This is a genomic window from Pseudomonas sp. Tul2A7, assembly GCF_054790505.1.
The window spans coordinates 1,802,220-1,822,831 of sequence record NZ_CP186499.1 but is presented as its reverse complement, the minus strand read 5'-3'; the positions used below and the strand labels follow the sequence as shown (position 1 = coordinate 1,822,831).

General features: G+C 60.0%; 17 protein-coding genes. 5 read left to right on the top strand and 12 right to left on the bottom strand.

Annotation, left to right across the window (positions count from 1 at the left end):
• Window positions 1–108: 108 nt before the first annotated feature.
• The 5 genes from ACOYXJ_RS08200 to ACOYXJ_RS08180 all read right to left on the bottom strand — a co-directional run bounded on the left by ACOYXJ_RS08200 (window position 109) and on the right by ACOYXJ_RS08180 (window position 4,868).
• Window positions 109–873, bottom strand: coding sequence for a hypothetical protein (locus ACOYXJ_RS08200; RefSeq protein ID WP_460368854.1), 765 nt, complete (start codon window positions 871–873; stop codon window positions 109–111).
• 473 nt (window positions 874–1,346) lie between these two features.
• Window positions 1,347–2,096: an L-cystine ABC transporter ATP-binding protein TcyN gene (gene tcyN, locus ACOYXJ_RS08195; protein ID WP_016983649.1), complete on the bottom strand. Its 750-nt coding sequence runs from the start codon at window positions 2,094–2,096 to the stop codon at window positions 1,347–1,349.
• A 4-nt stretch (window positions 2,097–2,100) separates the two neighbouring features.
• Window positions 2,101–2,766, bottom strand: a complete 666-nt coding sequence (tcyL, locus tag ACOYXJ_RS08190; protein WP_007918741.1) for a cystine ABC transporter permease — start codon at window positions 2,764–2,766, stop codon at window positions 2,101–2,103.
• Window positions 2,766–3,566 (bottom strand): cystine ABC transporter substrate-binding protein, encoded by an 801-nt coding sequence (gene tcyJ, locus ACOYXJ_RS08185; protein ID WP_095122237.1) that lies wholly within the window; start codon window positions 3,564–3,566, stop codon window positions 2,766–2,768. The genes tcyL and tcyJ overlap by 1 nt, the downstream gene beginning before the upstream one ends.
• Before the next feature lie 309 nt (window positions 3,567–3,875).
• Complete coding sequence (locus tag ACOYXJ_RS08180) at window positions 3,876–4,868, bottom strand: D-cysteine desulfhydrase (protein WP_460368851.1); 993 nt, start codon at window positions 4,866–4,868, stop codon at window positions 3,876–3,878.
• A gap of 190 nt (window positions 4,869–5,058) precedes the next feature.
• Between ACOYXJ_RS08180 and epsC the strand changes: the two genes are divergently transcribed.
• Window positions 5,059–5,985, top strand: coding sequence for a serine O-acetyltransferase EpsC (gene epsC / locus ACOYXJ_RS08175; RefSeq protein ID WP_016983653.1), 927 nt, complete (start codon window positions 5,059–5,061; stop codon window positions 5,983–5,985).
• A gap of 450 nt (window positions 5,986–6,435) precedes the next feature.
• Window positions 6,436–8,397 (top strand): choline transporter BetT, encoded by a 1,962-nt coding sequence (gene betT, locus ACOYXJ_RS08170; RefSeq protein ID WP_162835968.1) that lies wholly within the window; start codon window positions 6,436–6,438, stop codon window positions 8,395–8,397.
• Window positions 8,398–8,421: 24 nt separating this feature from the next.
• Here betT and ACOYXJ_RS08165 read toward each other — a convergent pair whose 3' ends face one another.
• Entirely contained in the window at window positions 8,422–8,682 is a 261-nt protein-coding gene (locus tag ACOYXJ_RS08165) for a hypothetical protein (protein WP_460368849.1), read from the bottom strand.
• A 189-nt stretch (window positions 8,683–8,871) separates the two neighbouring features.
• The gene (locus tag ACOYXJ_RS08160; protein ID WP_460368847.1) at window positions 8,872–9,909 is read right to left on the bottom strand and encodes a LacI family DNA-binding transcriptional regulator; all 1,038 of its coding nucleotides are present in this window, start codon (window positions 9,907–9,909) and stop codon (window positions 8,872–8,874) included.
• Between the two features lie 205 nt (window positions 9,910–10,114).
• Here ACOYXJ_RS08160 and ACOYXJ_RS08155 point away from each other — a divergent pair, with 205 nt between their 5' ends.
• From ACOYXJ_RS08155 to mgrA, 3 genes are all read left to right on the top strand, one after another.
• Complete coding sequence (locus ACOYXJ_RS08155) at window positions 10,115–12,340, top strand: TonB-dependent receptor (RefSeq protein WP_460368845.1); 2,226 nt, start codon at window positions 10,115–10,117, stop codon at window positions 12,338–12,340.
• Between the two features lies 1 nt (window position 12,341).
• Window positions 12,342–13,661: an LLM class flavin-dependent oxidoreductase gene (locus ACOYXJ_RS08150; protein WP_460368842.1), complete on the top strand. Its 1,320-nt coding sequence runs from the start codon at window positions 12,342–12,344 to the stop codon at window positions 13,659–13,661.
• Window positions 13,662–13,770: 109 nt separating this feature from the next.
• Window positions 13,771–14,808, top strand: a complete 1,038-nt coding sequence (gene mgrA / locus ACOYXJ_RS08145; protein WP_123449464.1) for an L-glyceraldehyde 3-phosphate reductase — start codon at window positions 13,771–13,773, stop codon at window positions 14,806–14,808.
• Between the two features lie 225 nt (window positions 14,809–15,033).
• Here the strand turns inward: mgrA and tauD are convergent, their stop codons facing one another.
• From tauD to gshA, 5 genes are all read right to left on the bottom strand, one after another.
• Window positions 15,034–15,876 (bottom strand): taurine dioxygenase, encoded by an 843-nt coding sequence (gene tauD, locus ACOYXJ_RS08140; protein ID WP_038359808.1) that lies wholly within the window; start codon window positions 15,874–15,876, stop codon window positions 15,034–15,036.
• 143 nt (window positions 15,877–16,019) lie between these two features.
• Window positions 16,020–16,859 carry a taurine ABC transporter permease TauC gene (gene tauC, locus ACOYXJ_RS08135; protein ID WP_460368839.1) on the bottom strand — a complete coding sequence of 280 codons (840 nt, stop codon included), beginning with the start codon at window positions 16,857–16,859 and terminating at the stop codon, window positions 16,020–16,022.
• The gene (gene tauB, locus ACOYXJ_RS08130; RefSeq protein WP_460368837.1) at window positions 16,856–17,650 is read right to left on the bottom strand and encodes a taurine ABC transporter ATP-binding subunit; all 795 of its coding nucleotides are present in this window, start codon (window positions 17,648–17,650) and stop codon (window positions 16,856–16,858) included. Before tauB ends, tauC begins: the two co-directional genes overlap by 4 nt.
• A 16-nt stretch (window positions 17,651–17,666) precedes the next feature.
• The gene (gene tauA / locus ACOYXJ_RS08125; RefSeq protein WP_460368835.1) at window positions 17,667–18,644 is read right to left on the bottom strand and encodes a taurine ABC transporter substrate-binding protein; all 978 of its coding nucleotides are present in this window, start codon (window positions 18,642–18,644) and stop codon (window positions 17,667–17,669) included.
• A 330-nt stretch (window positions 18,645–18,974) separates the two neighbouring features.
• On the bottom strand, window positions 18,975–20,558 hold the full coding sequence (gshA, locus tag ACOYXJ_RS08120; protein ID WP_150794196.1) for a glutamate--cysteine ligase: 1,584 nt from the start codon (window positions 20,556–20,558) through the stop codon (window positions 18,975–18,977).
• Between the last annotated feature and the right edge of the window lie 54 nt (window positions 20,559–20,612).

The window sequence follows — 20,612 nt, the reverse complement described above, 5'->3', positions numbered from 1 at the left end:
AAATATTAAATAAACTAACTTTTAGGAATATGTATAGAAGGGCGGATGGTCGGGCTGGTTAAGAATTTTCAGGAGAGGGGGCTGAGCCCCCGCCGCCAGCAAAGCGCATCAGACTTTGCGCGATTCGGCCGCCTTGAGTTCCTGCCTCAGAGGGACCTTCAGATAAGGATTTACACAGCCGATCTTCAAGGTGCGGGGCGGTGCCCAACGCGAGTTATTGCCGACTCGGTCAATGACGCAATAAGTCACGTCCAGCCGCAGATCCTCACCCGCTTCGACAATCACCGCTGGCGGTACCCAGACCTGAATCGGCAAGCCGATATCCGCGACAGTGATCGGCGCCAGATCCATGCGTACGTCGCCCCAGCGCAAGGTGATGGCGTCGTCCTCAGCCATGTTCAGGTACGGCTCGATGGTCAGCGGCACGCCGCGTTTGATCTGGTTCGGATTCACGCCCTGGCGGCGAATCGCGTCGGGAATGGTCACGGGGGCCAATTGCTGGTTTTCATCTGCGCTCAGCGCCGAGGGTTGCCCACCGGGGCAGTCCAGTTTGACCTGCACGCGCGTCGCTGCCGACAGCGCCGGACCCTGACCGACCTGCATCACCCGGTAGTGAATGCGCGCGGTGCCGCTGGCGATGAAACTCTCCGGCACCCGCAGGCGTATCGCTGTGCCGACGTCATCGGCCGTCAGCACCCTGGAGGCGACATAGCATTTGTTCCAGAACAGCTCGATGAGATCTCCGCTGTCCATATCGGGGTAGGGCGAGACCTCGACCAGAAAATGTGCGGCGGCGCTCAGATTGATGCCGGTTTTTTGCGCAGGCGCCAGGATCGGCGCTGCCAGTTCGGGGGTATGCGAAGTGCGGGTCATCGATTTCTCTCCTTGAAGCCTTGCAGCGAAGTCCGTTTCTGGAAGAACAAAAGACATGAATAAACTGGCAATAAAGCTTTGAACTTTTATTCAAGTTGGATACGGGTTGGTTGAACTAAGTGGTGCCGGTTGTCGACTAGATAAGAGTGCGCGGGATAAGCTGTCAATAGACGATATTAGTTAATTCGTGGATTACGAATTAATCAGAAGTTTCCTACGTCGCTATGACCTCTTGCCTAGACCTATAAGTGAAATAAGCCACGGTGCCTCGGGCTTTTTGCCGGTTTTTACGCAAGGTTTATTCGAGCACGGACAGGTCAGTCGGAGAGGAAGACAGGCGGGTATTATCTGTTGCAGAACATATATATGTAGCGCTTCTGATAAGTTTTGTTCAGGTAGGGTGTTGGTTGATACTGAAGTTGTATTGGGATAACTTCCGTCCGTGGAAGTTTTCGATGGTGCAATGAAAGTTCTCAGGCGTGATTCAGAAACTTGCTGAGAAACTGTTTAGTGCGTTCTTCTTTCGGATTGGCAAACAATGCCTTGGCGTCGCCTTGTTCGACGATCACACCTTTGTCAAAGAACACTACACGGTTGGCCACATCGCGAGCAAAACCCATTTCGTGGGTGACAATCACCATGGTGCGTTTCTCTTCTGCCAGGCCTCGAATGGTTGCCAGCACTTCACCGACCAGTTCCGGATCCAGAGCCGAAGTCGGCTCGTCGAACAGGATCACTTCCGGTTCCATCGCCAGCGCTCGGGCAATCGCTACGCGCTGTTGCTGACCTCCGGACAGGCGACGCGGATAGGCGTCCTCCTTACCGGCAAGACCGACCTTGGCCAGCAGCTTCTTGCCCAGGCCAACAGCCTCGTCGCGCGGCATCTTCTTGACCACGATCGGGCCTTCGATGACGTTCTCCAAAGCGGTGCGATGCGGGAACAGGTTGAAGTTCTGAAACACGAAACCCACGTGCTGGCGCAGATTGCGCACCAGGCTTTGCTGCTGGTTCAGCGGGCGGCTGGTATCGATTTCGATATCGCCGACCTTGATCCGTCCGCTGGTGGGTTGTTCAAGGAAATTCAGGCAACGCAGGAACGTAGTTTTCCCCGAGCCGCTGGGGCCGATGATCGCGACCACCTCGCCTTCCTTGACCTCGAGGTCGATGCCGTTGAGCACGACTTGACCCTTGAATTGCTTGGTCAGTTTTTCCACGACAATCATCAGGTCAGGACTCCTGGTCATGCCGATTGACCCGCTCTTCCAACTTGTTCTGGAAGTGCGAAAGCACCGTGGCCAGAATCCAGTAGATCAGTGCGGCGGCAAGATACATGGTGAAGACTTCGAAAGTCCGGGCGGTAATCAGCTGCGCCTGACGGAACAGTTCCGGTACTTGAATGGTGGCTGCCAGAGCGGTGTCTTTGACCAGTGAAATGAAGCTGTTGCCCAGCGGCGGCAATGCCGTGCGCATTGCTTGCGGCAGGATGGCCCGGCGCAGGGTTTGCGCGCGGGTCATGCCAATGCTCGCAGCCGCTTCCCACTGACCACGCTCGATCGAGCCGATCGCGGCGCGGAGGATTTCACAGGCGTAAGCAGCCATGTTCAGCGAGAAGCCGATCAGCGCCGCTGGCAGCGGATCCAGTTCGAGACCCAATTGCGGCAAGCCGTAATAGATCACGAACAGTTGCACCAGCAGCGGCGTGCCGCGAAAGAACGACACGTAGATGCGTGCCAGCCAACTGACCGATTTGAAACGCGACAGGCGCATCAATGCCAGGCCGAAGCCCAGCAGCAGGCCGAAGAACATGCCGCCGAGGCTGAGGACTACCGTGTAATACGCGCCCTTGAGCAGGAAGGGCGCGGAGTCCAGTGCGAGTTGGAAAGCTTCTTCCATTATTGAGTGACGTCAGCGTTGAAGTACTTCTCGGACAGCTTCTTCAGGGTGCCGTCGGCACGCAGTTCGTCGAGGGCCTTGTTCACGGCAGCCAGCAGTTCAGGCTCGCCTTTGCGCAGGGCGATACCGGCTTCCTGACGGGAGAAGGCTTCACCGGCGGCAACGGTTTTCGGGGCTTTCTTGGCGTATTCCAGTGCAGCCAGACGGTCGATCAGGATGGCGTCAGTACGGCCGTTGTTCAGGTCAGCGAACTTGGTCGGATCATCGTCATAAGTACGTACGTCGGCACCCGGCACGTTGGCGCGGACCCATTGTTCGTAGTTGGTGCCCAGGCCTACGCCGACTTTCTTGCCGGACAGGTCTGCGGCGGTCTTGATGTTCAGCGCGGCTTCCTTGCTCTTCAGCACCAGTGCCTGAATCCCGGAAACGGTGTACGGCTCGGAGAAGTCATACTTCTTCTTGCGCTCGTCGGAGATGGTCACCTGGTTGACTACAACGTCCAGACGCTTGGATTCCAGCGCGGCGAGGATACCGTCCCACTTGGTTGGCTGAACCTTGGCTTTGACGCCGAGTTTTTGTGCCAGGGCTTCGGAAAGCTCGACTTCGAAACCGGACAGTTTGCCGTCGGCATCGACGAAGCTGAACGGTGGATAAGTGCCTTCCAGGCCGACGTTGATAACGCCTTTGTCCTTGATCTGTTGCAGCTGCTCACCGGCCACTGCCTGGCCGATAAGACCGGCGCTCAGCGCCAGGCCCAGCGAACCCACCAGCAGATTGCGACGTAGTGCGGAAAAATTCATGACAAGCCCCTGTGTTTTCTTATGGAAGACGCTTAAGGAAAGGTGGCGAATTTATGATTTCGACGACAGCGCTATCCTGCCTTAAAGCAGCTTATGCGTCTTGCGCGAAATTCGCCTGCGGCGAGACTATAAGATGTCTTTGTTAGACTTGAAAATACTTAATAATTGAAATGTTATTCTTTATTTGAATATGAGGATCGTTCCCACGCTCTGCGTGGGAACGCCTCTAGGACGCTCCGCGTTCCAGTGCTCAAGGGGACGCGGAGCGTCCACGGCTGCATTCCCACGCAGAGCGTGGGAACGATCTCGCTACAGGAAATCCTTGTAGGCAAACAACGCTGGCGCGCCACCAGTGTGCAGGAAGATGATCGGGCCTTCATTGAAGCGCTGACGGCCGATGCCATCGAGTAACCCAGCCATGGCCTTGCCGGTGTATACCGGATCGAGCAACAGCGCTTCCTGGCTCGCCAGCAATTTCACCGCCGCCAACGTCCCGGCATTCGGCTCGCCATAACGCGGGCCAAAATATTCGTCCCACAGCTCAACCTTGAAGCTCGCTGGCAGCTCGACGCCGAGCAGGTCCGCCGTACGTTCGGCAAGTCCCTGAACCTTGGGCCGCTGGTCTTCTTCGCTGCGCGAAACGGTCACGCCAATCACCGGCAATTGCGGCAACACTTCGCTCAACGCCAACGCCAGACCGCTGTGCGTTCCGGCACTGCCCGAGGCCAACACTACAGCGGCGAAATTCAGGCCGGTGTCCTTGATCTGCTCGGCCAGCTCCAGACCGGCGCGCACATAACCTAACGCACCGAGCGCATTGGAGCCACCGATCGGCACCAGATACGGCTTCTTGCCGTTGCTGCGCAGGCGTGTGGCGAGGGCAGCCAATTGGTCGTCGGCGTTGTCGAGGTTGTCGACCAGTTCGACTTTGGTGTCGAACAGATCCAGCAGCAGGCGGTTGCCGTTGCCGGTGTAGTTGCTGTCGTCAGTGCCCAGCGGATTTTCCAGCAGCGCCACGCAACCCAGGCCCAATTTGGCGGCGAGTGCGGCGGTCTGGCGAACGTGATTCGACTGCAGCGCACCGGCGGTGATCAGCGTGTCGGCGCCTTGCGCCAAGGCGTCGGCAGCGAGGTATTCGAGTTTGCGCAGTTTGTTGCCGCCCATGGCCAGCGGCGTCAGGTCATCGCGTTTGATGTACACCTCGCGACCGAGCCATGCGGACAGGCGTTCGAGTTTTTCCAGTGGCGTCGGGTGGCCGAGCAGGTCGAGACGGTTAAAGCGGTCCAGCTGTTGTTTGATCATGAGTCCGTACTGGCGGAGGAAGATGAAAGGACTATAGGCACGCGCTTTTGCAGGGGCAACCGCCAATCGCTTATAGCCAAATGACCTTAGGCCAGCACTATCGGTTCTTAATTCGCCCTCGCAGCCATGCCGTAAAGTAGTCGCCGTTGACGCGGCCAGACAGTCCGGCCGCCCGTGAGGAGTCTTAACCGTGAGTGAGCGTTCCAGCCATTGGCAATTGCAGACCATCGTCAGTCAACTGCGCAGCGCGCGGGATCAGTGGCGGGCACAGAACGGCCGGGCGTCCGGCGAGCAGGGTGGTCGCGAGTTGCCGTCGCGGGCGGCGATGGCGGAAATCCTCGAAGCGCTGTGTGGTGCGCTATTCCCGATGCGGTTGGGGCCGGTTGATCTGCGCGAAGAGAGTGAAGATTTCTACGTCGGTCACACCCTTGATGTCGCCCTGAATGCCTTGTTGGCGCAGACCCGCCTGGAGCTGCGCTACGTCGCCCGCCACAGCGCGCAGGCCGATACTGAAGTCGAGGCACGCGCGATTCAGATCGTGCAGGATTTCGCCCTCGCATTGCCGGGCTTGCGCACGCTGCTCGACACCGATGTGCTGGCCGCTTATCACGGTGACCCGGCGGCGCGCAGTGTCGATGAAGTGCTGCTGTGCTATCCGGGGATTCTGGCGGTGATTCACCATCGCCTCGCGCACCATTTGTATCGTGCCGGGTTGCCGCTGCTGGCGCGGATCAGTGCGGAAATCGCCCATTCGGCGACCGGTATCGATATCCATCCGGGTGCGCAGATCGGCCGTAGCTTCTTTATCGATCATGGCACGGGCGTGGTGATCGGCGAGACCGCGATCATTGGTGAGCGCGTGCGGATTTATCAGGCGGTGACGTTGGGTGCCAAACGCTTCCCGGCGGATGAGGACGGGCAGTTGCAGAAGGGCCATCCGCGTCATCCGATTGTTGAAGATGACGTGGTGATTTATGCCGGGGCGACGATTCTCGGGCGGATCACCATTGGCAAGGGTTCGACCATTGGCGGCAATGTGTGGCTGACGCGCAGCGTGCCGGCGGGGTGCAATTTGACACAGGCGAATCTGCAGCATGATGACGGGACGCAGAAGTAGGGGCAAAGCAAACCCTCACCCCAGCCCTCTCCCAGAGGGAGAGGGGGCCGACCGAGGTGTTTTGGGTTATCCATCGACCTGAAACACCGAGTCGATGATGGATTCGGTACAGCAGGACCATGTCGGCGTATCTACCCAATATCCCCCAATCAGTCCCCTCTCCCTTTGGGAGAGGGTTAGGGTGAGGGGATGTTGAACGAATCCCCCCAAACCCACGTCATACCCATCCTTGAGCTAGCGTAGGAAAACTACCGCCTAGCCGTACGATTAGTCCTTACCACCCCATCCATGTTTAACTTGAACGTTCATTCAAGTTAAACCGGTGGTTCGCTGCCCGCTCACAACAGGAGGCTTGCCTTTGCTGAGTCCGATCATTTCAGCCACGTTTCAACCCCTCGAGGTGCACGTTTCATGAGTGCATCGTCAACCCCCGCCAGCGGTCTGGTGCGCATGAATCCGCCGGTGTTCTACTTCGCCGCGACGGTCATTCTGCTGTTTGGTCTCGTTGTCATTGCCATGCCTGAGCAGGCCGGCGCCTGGCTGCTGGAAGCGCAAAACTGGGCGGCCAATACGGTCGGCTGGTACTACATGCTCGCGATGACCCTGTATCTGGTCTTCGTGGTGGTCACCGCCTTATCCGGCTACGGCAAGATAAAACTCGGTGCCGACCACGACGAGCCCGAATTCAGTTATCTGTCCTGGGCCGGCATGCTGTTCGCCGCCGGGATCAGCATCACGCTGTTTTTCTTCTGCGTCTCTGAACCGCTGACTCATATGCTGCAACCGCCGCAAGGCGAGGCCGGCACCGCGGATGCGGCACGTCAGGCGATGCAGATTCTGTTTCTGCACTGGGGCCTGCATGGCTGGGGCGTGTTCGCTTTCGTCGGCATGGCGCTGGCGTATTTTGCCTACCGTCACAATCTGCCACTGGCCCTGCGCTCGGCGCTGTATCCGCTGATCGGCAAACGCATCAACGGCCCGATCGGTTACGCGGTGGACGGCTTCGGGATCATCGCCACGGTGTTCGGTCTGGGCGCCGACATGGGCTTTGGGGTGCTGCACCTCAACTCCGGTCTCGACTACCTGTTCGGCATCGCTCACACCCAGTGGATTCAGGTCGGCCTGATCACGCTGATGATGGGCGCGGCGATCATCGTGGCGGTTTCCGGCGTCGATAAAGGCGTGCGGGTAATGTCCGACATCAACATGCTGCTGGCCTGTGCGCTGCTGCTGTTCGTGTTGTTTGCCGGGCCAACCCAGCACCTGCTCAACACCCTGATCCAGAACTTGGGCGACTACCTCGGCGCCTTGCCGATGAAGAGTTTCGACCTCTACGCCTACGATAAACCGAGCGACTGGCTCGGTGGCTGGACAGTGTTCTACTGGGCCTGGTGGATTGCATGGTCGCCGTTCGTGGGCCTGTTCATTGCACGTATTTCCCGTGGCCGCACCATCCGTGAATTCGTCTTCGGCGTGCTGTTGATTCCGCTCGGTTTCACCCTCGCGTGGATGTCGATCTTCGGCAACAGCGCAATCGATCAGGTACTCAACCACGGCATGAGCGCGCTGGGCATGTCGGCCATCGACAACCCGTCGATGAGCATTTACCTGCTGCTGGAAACCTACCCGTGGAGCAAAACCGTCATCGCCGTGACGGTGTTTATCAGCTTCGTGTTCTTCGTCACCTCTGCCGATTCCGGCACTGTGGTGCTCTCGACCCTGTCGGCCAAGGGCGGCACCCCGGACGAAGACGGACCGAAATGGCTGCGGGTATTCTGGGGCGCGATGACGGCGTTGATCACCAGTGCGCTGCTGTTCTCCGGCAGCATCGATGCGCTGAAGTCAGCGGTGGTGCTGACCTCGTTGCCGTTCTCGCTGATCTTGCTGCTGATGATGTGGGGCCTGCACAAGGCGTTCTATCTGGAGTCGCAGAAACAGATCGCGCAGTTGCATTCGCTGGCGCCGGTCTCCGGTTCACGGCGCGGCACCGGTGGCTGGCGTCAGCGTCTGAGCCAGGCTGTGCACTTCCCGTCGCGGGACGAGGTGTACCGCTTCATGGACACCACGGTGCGCCCGGCGATTGAAGAAGTGACGGCAGTGTTTGTCGAAAAAGGCCTGAACGTGGTCACCCAGCCGGATCCGGCAAATGACAGCGTCAGCCTCGAAATCGGCCATGGTGATGCGCATCCGTTCATCTATCAGGTGCAGATGCGCGGCTACTTCACGCCGTCGTTCGCGCGTGGCGGCATGGGTTCCAAGCAGCTCAACAATCGTCGCTACTACCGCGCCGAAGTGCACTTGAGCGAGGGCAGTCAGGACTACGATCTGGTCGGCTACACCAAAGAGCAGATCATCAACGACATCCTCGACCAGTACGAACGGCACATGCAGTTCTTGCATTTGGTACGTTGATCGGCGGCTGAGCGCCGGGACGTTTTACGACTCGGCGCTCAGCACCATGAACAACACCATCGCCGCGATCGGCACGCCGAATACCGCACTGCCAATGGCTATTTCCGATCCCACGGACTGGCCGGCATGCACCACCCCCACCGCACCATTGATCACCGTCAACGCCAGCCAAAGGGCGGCGAAGCCGTAGGCCATGGTCTGGCGGCTGAAGCCGATGCGCTCGCCGATGTAGAGCATCAGGGCGAGCAGGATCAGGCCGAAGAAGATGATGATGGCGGTGTGCATGGCGGGTTCTGCCTGGTGGAGGTGCATTGCCTGAAGGATCGCTTTCGCGAGCAGGCTCGCTCCCACAATGGATCTCGGCTGGACATAAATTTCATGTACACAGGAAATCCTTGTGGGAGCGAGCCTGCTCGCGAAAGGGCCACCTCTGTGTCCTTTAGAGCATAGCCAATCCAGCCCCTGCCATATTCATCAGGTGCTTTCGCGTTCGATGACTTGGCACTGCAGCAGGTTCAGCCGCTGCACTTCGTCGCTCGGTAATACCCCAAGGCTTTCCAGTACGCGTGTTGCAGCCAGCACGCCAATCTCCAGTGCCGGTGGTTTGATCGTGCTGAGGCTGGGCAAAAGCATCTCGGCGAACGGGTAATCGCCGAAGCCGATAACGGCGCAGTCTTCGGGGATTTTGATACCTGCGCGTTGCCCGGCGAGCAGGCCGCCGGCGGCGAGGTTGTCGTTGGCGAAGATGATCGCGTCGGGGCGCGGTGTGGTGTTCATCAGGGCATCCATCGCCTGTTTGCCGGCCTCGAACGGTGCTCGATCAGCGTCAGGGGCATAGACCCAAGGATCCAGGCCGGATTCGCGCAAGGTCGCCGCGTAACCGTCGCGGCGCTCCAGTGCGCTGAAGTCCCCCGGCGCGCTGTTCTGCACGAAGGCGATACGTCGGTAGCCTTTTCCCAGCAGATGTTTTGCCGCCGTCACGCCCACTTCAAAATGCGAAAAACCGATCTGCATCGGCTCACGATCCGGCTGGTAATCCCAGGTCTCAATCACTGGAATATCCGCCTCGGCGATCATCTTTTCCGTACCGGCACTGTGAAAGTGACTGGTCAGCACCAGCGCCGCGGGCGACCAGCCAAGAAACGCGCGCACGGCGTTTTCTTCCTGCTCGGTGCTGAAGTAACTCGACGCCAGCAACAGCTGATAACCGTGACGGCTGAGCGTGTCGCTGAAGCCTTGAATGGTATTGGCGAAGATCGGCCCGGAGATGTTCGGGATCACCATCCCGACGATTTTCCCCCGTGCCGAGGCCAGCCCGCCGGCCACCAGATTCGGCACGTAACCCAACTCCGCCACCACCGCCGCAATCCGTTCGCGGCGTTCGGGTGAAACTTGCTCGGGCTGATTGAAATAGCGCGACACGGTAATCGCTGAAACCCCGGCCTCACGTGCTACGGCATTCAGGGTCACGCGTCCGGCGCCACGGCGTTTGCGGGGTTTTTCTTCGCTCAAGGCTCGATCCTTCTTAAAAACCAAATCGCATATAAAAGTAATTTTTCAGTATTGGACGCTCTATGTGTGGCTTGCCAATACTGTCGATGGTAGCGCTAACAAAGCGCGCTGTCTGCTACTCGCTCGAGCGAATGCCCAAGACACCGATTCAGGCGCTGTCGTCGCAGAACGGCAGCGGTTAAGGGCCAATTTCGAGCGGGCAAACATGCACAACATTCCTGGGGCGACACACACACTGGCGCAATCGATTCGCGCCGCCGGCTGGTTATTCACGGGGTTGGCGGCGCTGCCGTTGCCCAACGCATTGGCTGCCGAGAGCAGTGATCAGGAGCCGACACTCAAATCCGTGACCGTCACCGCCACGCGCCGCGAAGAGTCGCTGCAAAAAGTGCCGGTGGCGGTCTCGGTGATCGATGGCGAGCAGCTCGAGCGCGACAACCGCAACGGCGTAGCCAGTATCGTGCAGCAAGTGCCGTCGCTGAACTTCCGCACCGGCGCTTCGAACAAGGACACCTCGTTGTTCGTGCGCGGCGTCGGCACGATTTCCACCTCGCCGGGCGTCGAACCGACCGTGGCGACGGTGATCGATGGTGTGGTCTACGCGCGTCCCGGCCAATCCACTCTCGACTTGCTGGATCTGGAGCGCGTCGAAGTATTGCGCGGGCCGCAAGGCACGCTGTTTGGCAAGAACGCCTCGGCCGGCGTGCTCAACATCACCAGCAAAGCACCCACCGCCGAGACCCACGGCTACATCGATCAGTCGTACTACAGCGGCAACGAAAGCCGCACCCGTTTTGGTATCGGCGGCAGCCTGATTCCGGACACGTTGAAAGGCTCGATCAGCACGCTGTTCGGCAGCTACGACGGCAATGTCGACAACAAACACAACGGTCAGGAGGTCAACGGCTACAACCATCGCGGCGTGCGCGGCAAACTCGAATTCACCCCGAATGACGACGTCACTTTCACCCTGATTGCCGACTACATGCAGTCCCACGACGACGGCCCCAACGGCGTGGTCAGCAAGTCGCTGACGCCGGCCTTCACCAACGCACTGAGTCCGGTCAATGCAAGCAGCCACAACCGCGACATCAACACCGACACCCGCAGCCATGTCGAGGACACCAACAAAGGTCTGTCCGGCCAACTCGACTGGCAATTGGGCGATTACACCCTGACCTCGATTACCGCGTGGCGCGGTTGGGACAATACGCAGTATCAGGATGGCGACCGTCTCGGCACCGTGACCGCAGCGTTTCCCGGCACGGCGGACAAGGGCGATCTGGCTTTCGATCAATACTCGCAAGAGCTGCGTCTGGCTTCGCCGAAGGGTGAATTTCTCGAGTACGTCGGCGGCCTGTTCTACATGCACGGCAAGGACGACGAGACGTATCAGCGCACGCTGACAACGACCACACGCACCGATCGCGGCGTCGCTGATTACAGCACCACCAGCGACAGCTACGCAGCGTTCGGCGAGGCCACCATGAACTTCACGTCCGACTTTCGCGGCATCGCCGGCCTGCGCTACACCCACGATGATCTCGAATACGATCACCGCCGCGTTTCCACTTCAGCGACCACCGTCAGCGGCATCCAACCGGCGACCAGCAGTTCCGGTTCAGTGGACGAAGACGGTTGGTCCGGCCGCCTCGGCGTGCAGTACGACCTGAGCGATACGGTCACTACTTACCTGACCTACTCGCGCGGCTACAAAGGCCCGGCCTACAACGTGTTCTTCAACATGCAGCCGCGCGACACCGAAGCACTCAAGCCGGAAACTTCCAACACCTGGGAGGCGGGCATCAAAGCCACGTCCTGGAACAATCGCCTGACCACCAACCTCGCGGTATTCCACAGCGAGTACGACAACTATCAGGCGAACTTCTTTGACACCGTCGCCGGCCAGGTTGTGACACGTTTGATCAACGCCGGCAGCGTCAGCACCGAAGGCGTCGAGCTCGATTACGCCTTGCAGGCGACCCAGCAATTGAAACTGTCCGGCGCACTGGCCTATACCCGCGCGCGCATCGACGAATTCGCCTGCCCGGCGGGCGCGGCGGCGTCGTGCAACGTTAACGGCAAACCACTGCCGTTCAGCCCGGACTGGAAAAGCTACGTGCGCGCCGACTACAGCATCCCGCTGGATAACGGTCTGGATATCGAACTCGGCACCGACTACAGCTGGCAGAGCGAAGTGCAGTACGACATCAGCCAGAACGCCGACACCAAGCAGGGCGCCTACGGTCTGTGGAACGCCAGTGTCGCGCTGGCCGATTACAGCAATGGCTGGCGCGTGGCACTGCTGGGCAAAAACCTCACCGACAAGTCTTATTCGCCATTGCTCGCCAGCGGCGGCAACTACATCTATCGCGCTGTGCCACGGGATGACGAGCGTTACTTCGGCGTGCAACTGCGCAAGGATTTCTGAGATGAGCAGACAGTTGAAACTCGGCGCGTTCCTTATGGCCACCGGGCACCACGTTGCAGCATGGCGTCATCCGGATGTGCCGGCCAATGCGGGTCTGGATTTCGCCCATTACAAACGGCTGGCGCAAATTGCCGAGGCGGCGAAATTCGATGCGTTGTTTGTTGCTGACAGTGTTGCCGCGCCGACCCAGGACATCGCCAGTCGCATGGCACGCTCCGATCACTTTGAACCGCTGACGTTACTCTCGGCGCTGAGTGCGGTGACCGAGCACATCGGGCTGATCGCCACGGCGACCACCAGTTACAACGAGCCGTATCACGTGGCGCGCAAATTCGCTTCGCTTGATCATCTTTCGGGAGGGCGAGCGGGGTGGAATCTGGTGACTTCGGACAATGCTGCCGAGGCGCTTAATTTCGGGCGTGACGAACATATCGGCCATGCCGAACGCTACAGCCGAGCCCGCGAGTTTCATCAGGTGGTGACCGGGCTTTGGGACAGTTGGGAGGATGATGCCTTCATTCGCGACAAGGCCAGCGGGGCGTATTACGACCCTGCGAAATTGCATGTGCTGGATCACGTCGGTGAACACTTCAGGGTCAAAGGCCCGCTTAATGTTGCACGTTCGCCGCAGGGGCAACCGGTGATCGTGCAGGCCGGCTCTTCCGATACCGGGCGTGAATTGGCGGCGCAGACCGCTGAAGTGGTGTTTACCGCGCAAACTTCCTTGGCCAATGCTCAGGCGTTTTACGCTGACCTCAAAGGACGTCTGCCGAAGTACGGCCGCAGCGCCGATTCGCTGAAAATCATGCCGGGTGTTTTTGTTGTGGTTGGCGACACCGAAGCCGAAGCGCAGGAAAAATGTGAAACGTTTCAGCAATTAGTCGAACCCGAGGTTGGCGTTGCCTTGCTTGGGCGTATGCTGGGCAACTTCGATTTGTCGAAGTACCCGCTGGACGGGCCGTTGCCGGAGTTGCCGCTGACGGAAAGCGGTCAGCAGAGCCGGCAGAGATTGCTCACGGAACTGGCAGGCCGGGAGAACCTGAGCCTCGCCGAACTGGGTCGCAAGATTGCCGGCGGGCGAGGGCATTACAGCCTGGTCGGTACGCCTGAGCAGATCGCTGATCGCTTGCAGGAATGGTTCGAACAGGGCGCGGCTGACGGCTTCAACGTGCTGGTGCCGCACCTGCCGGGCGGGCTCGAAGACTTCGCCAATGGCGTGGTCCCGGAACTGCAACGGCGCGGGTTGTTCAGAACGGAATACGAGGGCCGGACATTGCGCCAGAACCTGGGCCTGGCTCGGCCCGGCAATCGATTTGTGTAACACCCTTCGCGAGCAAGCTCGCTCCCACAGGAGGCTGCATTCCAATGTGGGAGCGAGCCTGCTCGCGAAGCAGTCGACACCCATTTCAAGACAGACAAGAGAGGATTCGATGACTTACACCGCTGCCGAAAACCGCTACGACTCCATCCCTTACCGCCGCGTCGGGCGCAGCGGTCTGGTGCTGCCGGCGCTGTCGTTGGGCCTGTGGCACAACTTCGGCGACAGCACGCCGATCGACACCCAACGCGCCTTGCTGCGCACTGCGTTCGACCTGGGCATCAACCACTTCGACCTGGCCAACAACTACGGCCCGCCGTACGGCAGCGCCGAGATCAATTTCGGCCGCCTGCTGCGCGAAGACTTCAAGCAATACCGCGATGAGCTGATCATCTCCAGCAAGGCCGGCTGGGATATGTGGCCCGGCCCGTACGGCCAGGGCGGTGGCTCGCGCAAATATGTGCTGGCCAGCCTCGACCAGAGCCTGCAACGCCTGGGGCTCGACTATGTGGATATCTTCTATTCGCACCGCTTCGACCCGGACACCCCGCTGGAAGAAACCGCCAGCGCCCTTGCCACTGCCGTGCAACAGGGCAAGGCGTTGTACATCGGTATCTCGTCGTACTCCGGGGTGAAAACCCGCGAGATGGCCGCGCTGTTGAAAGAGTGGAAAGTGCCGCTGCTGATTCATCAACCGGCGTACAACTTGCTCAATCGCTGGGTGGAAAAAGACCTGCTGGATACCACCGATGAACTCGGCACCGGCGTGATCGCGTTCACCCCGTTGGCGCAAGGTCTGCTCACCGACAAGTACCTCAACGGCGTGCCGGCAGATGCGCGGGTCAATCGTCCGGGCGGTGGTTCGCTGCAGGCTTCGCACTTGTCCGATGCCAACATTGCTCACGTGCGCGCGCTGAACGAGATCGCCAAGCGTCGTGGTCAGAGCCTGGCGCAACTGGCGCTGGCGTGGACGTTGCGCGATCCTCGGGTGACGTCGGCGCTGATCGGGGCAAGCCGGCCGGAGCAGATCATCGAGAACGTCGGGGCGTTGAAGAATCTGAGTTTCAGTGCTGAAGAGTTGGCGGAGATTGACCGGTTTGCCCAAGAGGGCGGGATCAATCTTTGGGAGAAGCCTTCGACGGCGGAGTGATGAAGATTGGGTTGGGTCAGCAAGATCCAACCCCCTCACCCCAGCCCTCTCCCCCAGGGGGGGCGAGGGGGAAAGGGAGCCGATCTTCATGCTTTTCAATACTTGAATTCAACCCGATATTTCAGGTCGATGTAGCTCGTACAAACACCTCGGTCAGTCCCCTCTCCCTCCGGGCGGTCCGACGTTTCGGGAGGGTTAGGGTGAGGGGCTTTTGCTGTTCAGGGCTCAACGAAAAAACGGCACATCCCCCAACACCGTCGCCCGCTGCATCACCCGTCGCGCCGGCCGATAGTCATCCACCGCGTAATGTTGCGTCACGCGGTTGTCCCAGAACGCAATATCGTCCTGCTGCCAGCGCCAGCGAATGGTGAATTCCGGCCGCGTCGCATGGGCGAAGAGAAACTTCAAAATCGCCTCGCTCTCGGTTTCCGACAGCTCATTGATCTTCGAGGTGAAGCCTTCGTTGACGAACAACGAGCGCCGCCCACTGACCGGGTGCGTACGAATCACCGGGTGCGACAGCGGCGGATTCTTGCGTCGTGCCTCTTCCCACTGCGCCAACGCTTCAGGCGTATTGCCGTAGCGCTCCAGCGGAAACGAGCGAGTGAAATCGTGAGTCGCTGTCAGCCCTTCGAGCAAGCCTTTGAGCGGCGCCGATAGCGCTTCGTACGCAGCAATCCCACTGGCCCACAGCGTGTCGCCACCAAACTCCGGCAGCAACTTGGCGCTGAGCACCGCGCCCATCGCCGGCGTCGGCAGGAAGGTCACGTCGGTGTGCCAGATCGCGTTGTCGCGCACGTCGGTGACGGCGGTGTCGAGGATCAGCACTTCCGGCTGTTCCGGCACGTTCGGGTAAATCGGGTGGATGTGCAGGTCGCCGAAATAGGCGGCGAAGCGTGCCTGTTGCGGCGGTTCGATTGGCTGGTTACGAAAGAACAAAACCTGGTATTTGAGCAGTGCCTGCTCGATCGCGTCGCGGTGTTCCAGGCTCAATGGCTGACTGATGTCGACGCCGCTGATCTGTGCGCCGAGGGCCGAGCTTAATGGGGTGATGTTGAGGCTGCTCATGGTCTTTCTCTTCGAATTCGGGGTTCAAGCTTTTGTGGGAGCGAGCCTGCTCGCGAATGCGCAGTGTCAGGCGACAGTGCAGTGACTGATCTGACGCTTTCGCGAGCAGGCTCGCTCCCACAGGGGGATTTTCACAAGACGATTTAGTGGGCCTGGCCGTGCCACGGCACCAGTTTGCGCTGCAGGGCACGCAGGCCCATTTCCATGGCGAAGGCGATCAGGGCGATGACCAGAATCCCCAGCACCACCACATCGGTGACGAGGAACTGCGCGGCCGACTGCACCATGAAGCCCAGGCCACTGGTGGCAGCAATCAGTTCAGCCGCAACCAGCGTCGACCAACCCACCCCCAGACCAATGCGCACGCCAGTGAGAATGTCCGGTAGAGCGCTCGGCAAAATCACATGACGAATCAGCTGCACGCGAGTCGCGCCCAAAGACTGCGCCGCGCGCAATTTCGCCGGATCAACCGTGCGCACACCGGTGGCGGTAGCGATGGCAATCGGCGCGAAAATCGCCAGATAAATCAGCAGCACTTTCGACAACTCACCGATGCCGCACCAGATCACGATCAGCGGCAAATAGGCCAGCGGTGGAATCGGCCGGTAGAACTCGATCAGCGGATCGAGCACGCCACGGGCGATGCGGTTGGCGCCGATGGCAATGCCCACCGGCACAGCGGTCAATATCGCAAAACCGAGGCCCAGACCGATGCGGCTCAGGCTCGCACCAAGGTGCTGCCACAACGTCGAATCCATGTAACCGGTAGTCGCCAGCAACCAGCCCTTTTGCAGCACGGCGGACGGTGGCGGCAGGAACAGCGGTTCGATCAAACCGGTGGCGGTCACTGCCCACCAGATCGCCAACAAGGCAAACAGCGTCAGCAGGCTGATCCAGCGCGTGCTTAGGCTGCGGCGTACGGGAATCGCCGCCGAAGCGCTGACCGGTTTTACCGCAGTCGAAGAAACGTCGTAACTGCTCATGCGCGCTCCTGCCGTTGCCCGGCGCCGCGTTGCGAGAACACTTTGCTCAGCACGTGTTCGCGGGTTTCGATAAAACGCGGGTCGGATTTAATCGCGCGGGCGGACTCGCCAGCGGCGTAACGCTGACCGAAATCCAGGTGCAGGCGCTCAACGATCTGCCCCGGATTCGGCGCGAGCAGAATCAGGTCAGTGGCGAGGAACACCGCTTCTTCAATGTCATGGGTAATCAGAAAAACCGGCTTGGCCGTGCGCTGCCAGACTTGCAGCAACAGCTCCTGCATCTGTTCGCGGGTGAACGCGTCGAGCGCGCCGAAGGGCTCGTCCATCAGCAATACACGCGGATCAGCGGCGAGGGCGCGGGCGAGGCCGACACGTTGTTTCTGGCCACCGGAGAGTTGCCAGATACGGCGGCTTTCGAAACCGGAAAGGTCAACCAACGCGAGCATTTCACGGGCGATTTTTTCGCGTTTGTCCCTGGCGACACCGGCCAGTTCCAGACCGAACGCGACGTTGGCCAACACGTCCTGCCAAGGCAGCAAAGCGTCGTCCTGAAACACAACGCCCCGTTCGGCGCTCGGGCCTTTGACCGGCACGCCGTCGAGGGTGATGCGCCCGGCGCTCGGCTCGACGAAACCGGCAATCAGGTTCAACAGCGAAGTCTTGCCACTGCCGGACGGGCCGAGGGCGACCAGCAATTGCTGAGGCCCCAGGGTCAGAGAAATATCCGCCAGCACCGGTGTCGGGCTGCCCGGGTACTGTGCGCTGATGCGCTCCAGCTGTAGCAAGGCCATCGCGGTTAACTCCCGATCAGTTGGTGATGAATTTGGCGCTGACGTACGGCGCGTAGTCCGGCAGAACGGCTTCGACCTTGCCTTGCTCCTTGAGGAACGCGGCGGTGTCGGTGATGGCTTTGGTGGTCGGCGCGCCTAGGCTGACGACCTGATCAGCCGCGAGCGGGTAGACGTTGCCTTGCAGCAGCAGCGGAATATCGCTGGCCTTGGCGCCGGAGAGTTTCACCAGTTTGTCGACGTTGGCTTGATCGGCGAGCCAGGCTTTCGGGTCTTTGCGGTAATCGGCGTAGGCGTCGAGGGTGACCTTGGCGAACGCGGTGACGATTTCCGGGTGCTTCTCGGCGAAGTCTTTGCGCACGATCCACGCATCGAAGGTCGGCGCGCCGAACTTGGCCAGTTCGCCGGAGGTGATCAGCACTTTGCCGTTTTCCTTGGCCACACCGAGTGCCGGATCCCAAACGTAAGTGGCGTCGATGTCACCGCGTTTCCACGCGGCGATGATCGCTGGCGGCGCGAGGTTGAGCACGGTGACTTTCGATGGGTCGATGTTCCAGTGCTTCAGCGCGGCGAGCAGGCTGTAGTGACCGGTCGATACGAACGGCACGGCGATTTTCTTGCCGATCAGATCCTGCGGGGTCTTGATGCCAGAACCGTCGCGCGCGACCAGTGCTTCAGCGGCGCCGATCTGCGTGGCGATGAGGAAAGTTTCGACCGGGACTTTGCGGGTGATCGCCGCGGTTAGCGGGCTCGAACCAAGGTAGCCGATCTGCACGTCACCGGAGGCGATGGCGGCGATGATGTCGGCGCCGTTGTCGAACTTGCGCCAGGCAATGTTGGCTTTGGTGGCTTCCTCGTAAGCGCCGTCGGCCTGGGCGACTTTCGCCGGGTCAACAGTGGTTTGGTAGGCGACGGTGAGGTCGGCGGCCTGAGCCAGAAAACTCGCGGCAGCCAGAGAGGCCGCGGCAAGCAGGCGAAGCGGGAAATTCAGTTTCATTGAAGAGCTCCATATCAGGCGACCGAGCGTCGGCGTGAAAGGAGACTAAATGATCTAAGAATCAGTAAATAAATAACTTTTTAGAATGAGCTTATGAGCGGAAAAATCTAAGAGCGGGGGAGTTTGTGGGCTTTTCGGATTTATTCGTTCGACGTTAGATCTTTGCCCCCTCACCCCAGCCCTCTCCCCCAGGGGGGCGAGGGGGAAAGGGGGCCGATCTCTGTGCTTTTCAAGGCCTGAGTTCGACTCGGTATTTCAGGTCGGCGTAACTTTCATGAGCACCTGAATCAGTCCCCTCTCCCTCCGGGAGAGGGCTAGGGTGAGGGGCTTTTAGTTGCTGATCGCCAAAATACTCGCCTGATACGACCCGACAAACACGTCAAAATCCCCCACCTCGTTCTGCTCCAGCTCAGCCTGTGCAGCCAGCGAAGTGCGCGCCAACTCCTCAAACTTCGCCTGCTCATCCGCCGCCAGTGGCTCGTTACGGAAAAACTCCGCATGCGCCTGGCTCTGACGCAACGAAAACTGCGCAAAGCTTTCCTTGTGCTCAGCCATCGCCGCCAACACCTGCGCGGACGGCGTCAGGGACGGATCACTGACCTTGGCCAGTTGCACGTCCAGTGCCTTGCTGTGCGCATCGCCGCCATGGCTCTGATCCAGCAACGCCGCCAGTGGCGCGATTTGCTCCAGCAGTTCGGCCGCCCAGGTCTTCATCTCCACCGACTCACCGTCACGCTGCAATTGCAGGCCCGGACGGCGACCTTCCTTGACCACGCTGAGGAAGTTCGACGTCGCGTTACCGCACGAGGTATTGGTCAGCAACGGACTATCGTTGAGCGCGCAATACAGCAGGAACGCATCGAGAAAGCGCGACTCGGTCAGGTCGATGCCCATCGGCAGGAACGGGTTGATGTCCAGGCAACGCACTTCAACGTACTGAATGCCACGGGCCACCAGCGCCTGAATCGGCCGTTCGCCGGTATAGGTCACGCGTTTCGGGCGGATGTTGGAGTAGTACTCGTTTTCGATCTGCAGGATGTTGGTGTTCAGCTGCACCCACTCGCCATCCTGATGTGTGCCGACTTCAACGTACGGCGCGTACGGCGTGGCCACGGCTTTGCGCAGGCTGTCGGTGTAGCTCGCCAGATCGTTGTAGCACGGCGTCAGGCCGGCCTGGGCGTTGCTCTGGTAACCGAGGTCGCTCATGCGCAGGCTGGTGGCGTACGGCAGATACAGGGTGTCCGGATCGAGCTGTTCCAGCTGATGCGAACGACCGCGCAGGAAACCGGCGTCGAGCGCTGGCGAGGCACCGAACAGGTACATCAGCAGCCAGCTGTAGCGACGGAAGTTACGGATCAGTGCGATGTAGGAAAACGACTGAAAATCGCGGTCAGTGCCGACAAATCCTTCGGTTTCACGCAGCAGCGGCCAGAGCTTTTCCGGCAGGGAGAAGTTGTAGTGAATCCCGGCGATGCACTGCATGGTCTTGCCGTACCGCAGGGCCAGACCCTTGCGATAGACGTACTTGAGCTGACCGATGTTGGAGGTGCCGTAATAGGCGATCGGGATGTCTTCCTCGGCCGGCAACGGGCACGGCATCGATGGACTCCACAGGTACTCGTTGCCGAGCTTGCTGTAGGCAAAACGGTGAATCTTGTCCAGGCTCGCCAGCGTATCCGCCGGATCCGGCAGGGCGGGTGTGATGAATTCCAGCAGCGACTCGGAGTAGTCGGTGGTGATCTGTTCGTTGGTCAGCGCGGAACCCAAGGCTTCGGGGTGCGGCGTTTGCGCCAGGCGACCTTCGCTGGTCACGCGCAGGCATTCACGTTCGATACCGTGCAGGCACTGCTCGAGCAGAGAGAGGTTAGCGCGCTCGCCGAGCAGAGCCAGGCGGCGGTTGAGAAGTTCGCTCAATTTGAATTCCTTCACGCGTCAGTCGCCCCAATATGGGGGTGGGCAGGACGGTCT

What these genes read in the sequence shown, in the direction of transcription:
- ACOYXJ_RS08150 (WP_460368842.1), top strand. Translation starts at nt 12,342, where the DNA reads ATGAGCAGACAGTTGAAACTCGGCGCGTTCCTTATGGCCACCGGGCAC.
- mgrA (WP_123449464.1), top strand. Translation starts at nt 13,771, where the DNA reads ATGACTTACACCGCTGCCGAAAACCGCTACGACTCCATCCCTTACCGC.
- betT (WP_162835968.1), top strand. Translation starts at nt 6,436, where the DNA reads ATGAATCCGCCGGTGTTCTACTTCGCCGCGACGGTCATTCTGCTGTTT.
- tauC (WP_460368839.1), bottom strand. Translation starts at nt 16,859, where the DNA reads ATGAGCAGTTACGACGTTTCTTCGACTGCGGTAAAACCGGTCAGCGCT.
- tauA (WP_460368835.1), bottom strand. Translation starts at nt 18,644, where the DNA reads ATGAAACTGAATTTCCCGCTTCGCCTGCTTGCCGCGGCCTCTCTGGCT.
- ACOYXJ_RS08165 (WP_460368849.1), bottom strand. Translation starts at nt 8,682, where the DNA reads ATGCACACCGCCATCATCATCTTCTTCGGCCTGATCCTGCTCGCCCTG.
- tauB (WP_460368837.1), bottom strand. Translation starts at nt 17,650, where the DNA reads ATGGCCTTGCTACAGCTGGAGCGCATCAGCGCACAGTACCCGGGCAGC.
- tauD (WP_038359808.1), bottom strand. Translation starts at nt 15,876, where the DNA reads ATGAGCAGCCTCAACATCACCCCATTAAGCTCGGCCCTCGGCGCACAG.
- tcyN (WP_016983649.1), bottom strand. Translation starts at nt 2,096, where the DNA reads ATGATTGTCGTGGAAAAACTGACCAAGCAATTCAAGGGTCAAGTCGTG.
- ACOYXJ_RS08155 (WP_460368845.1), top strand. Translation starts at nt 10,115, where the DNA reads ATGCACAACATTCCTGGGGCGACACACACACTGGCGCAATCGATTCGC.
- tcyL (WP_007918741.1), bottom strand. Translation starts at nt 2,766, where the DNA reads ATGGAAGAAGCTTTCCAACTCGCACTGGACTCCGCGCCCTTCCTGCTC.
- tcyJ (WP_095122237.1), bottom strand. Translation starts at nt 3,566, where the DNA reads ATGAATTTTTCCGCACTACGTCGCAATCTGCTGGTGGGTTCGCTGGGC.
- ACOYXJ_RS08200 (WP_460368854.1), bottom strand. Translation starts at nt 873, where the DNA reads ATGACCCGCACTTCGCATACCCCCGAACTGGCAGCGCCGATCCTGGCG.
- ACOYXJ_RS08180 (WP_460368851.1), bottom strand. Translation starts at nt 4,868, where the DNA reads ATGATCAAACAACAGCTGGACCGCTTTAACCGTCTCGACCTGCTCGGC.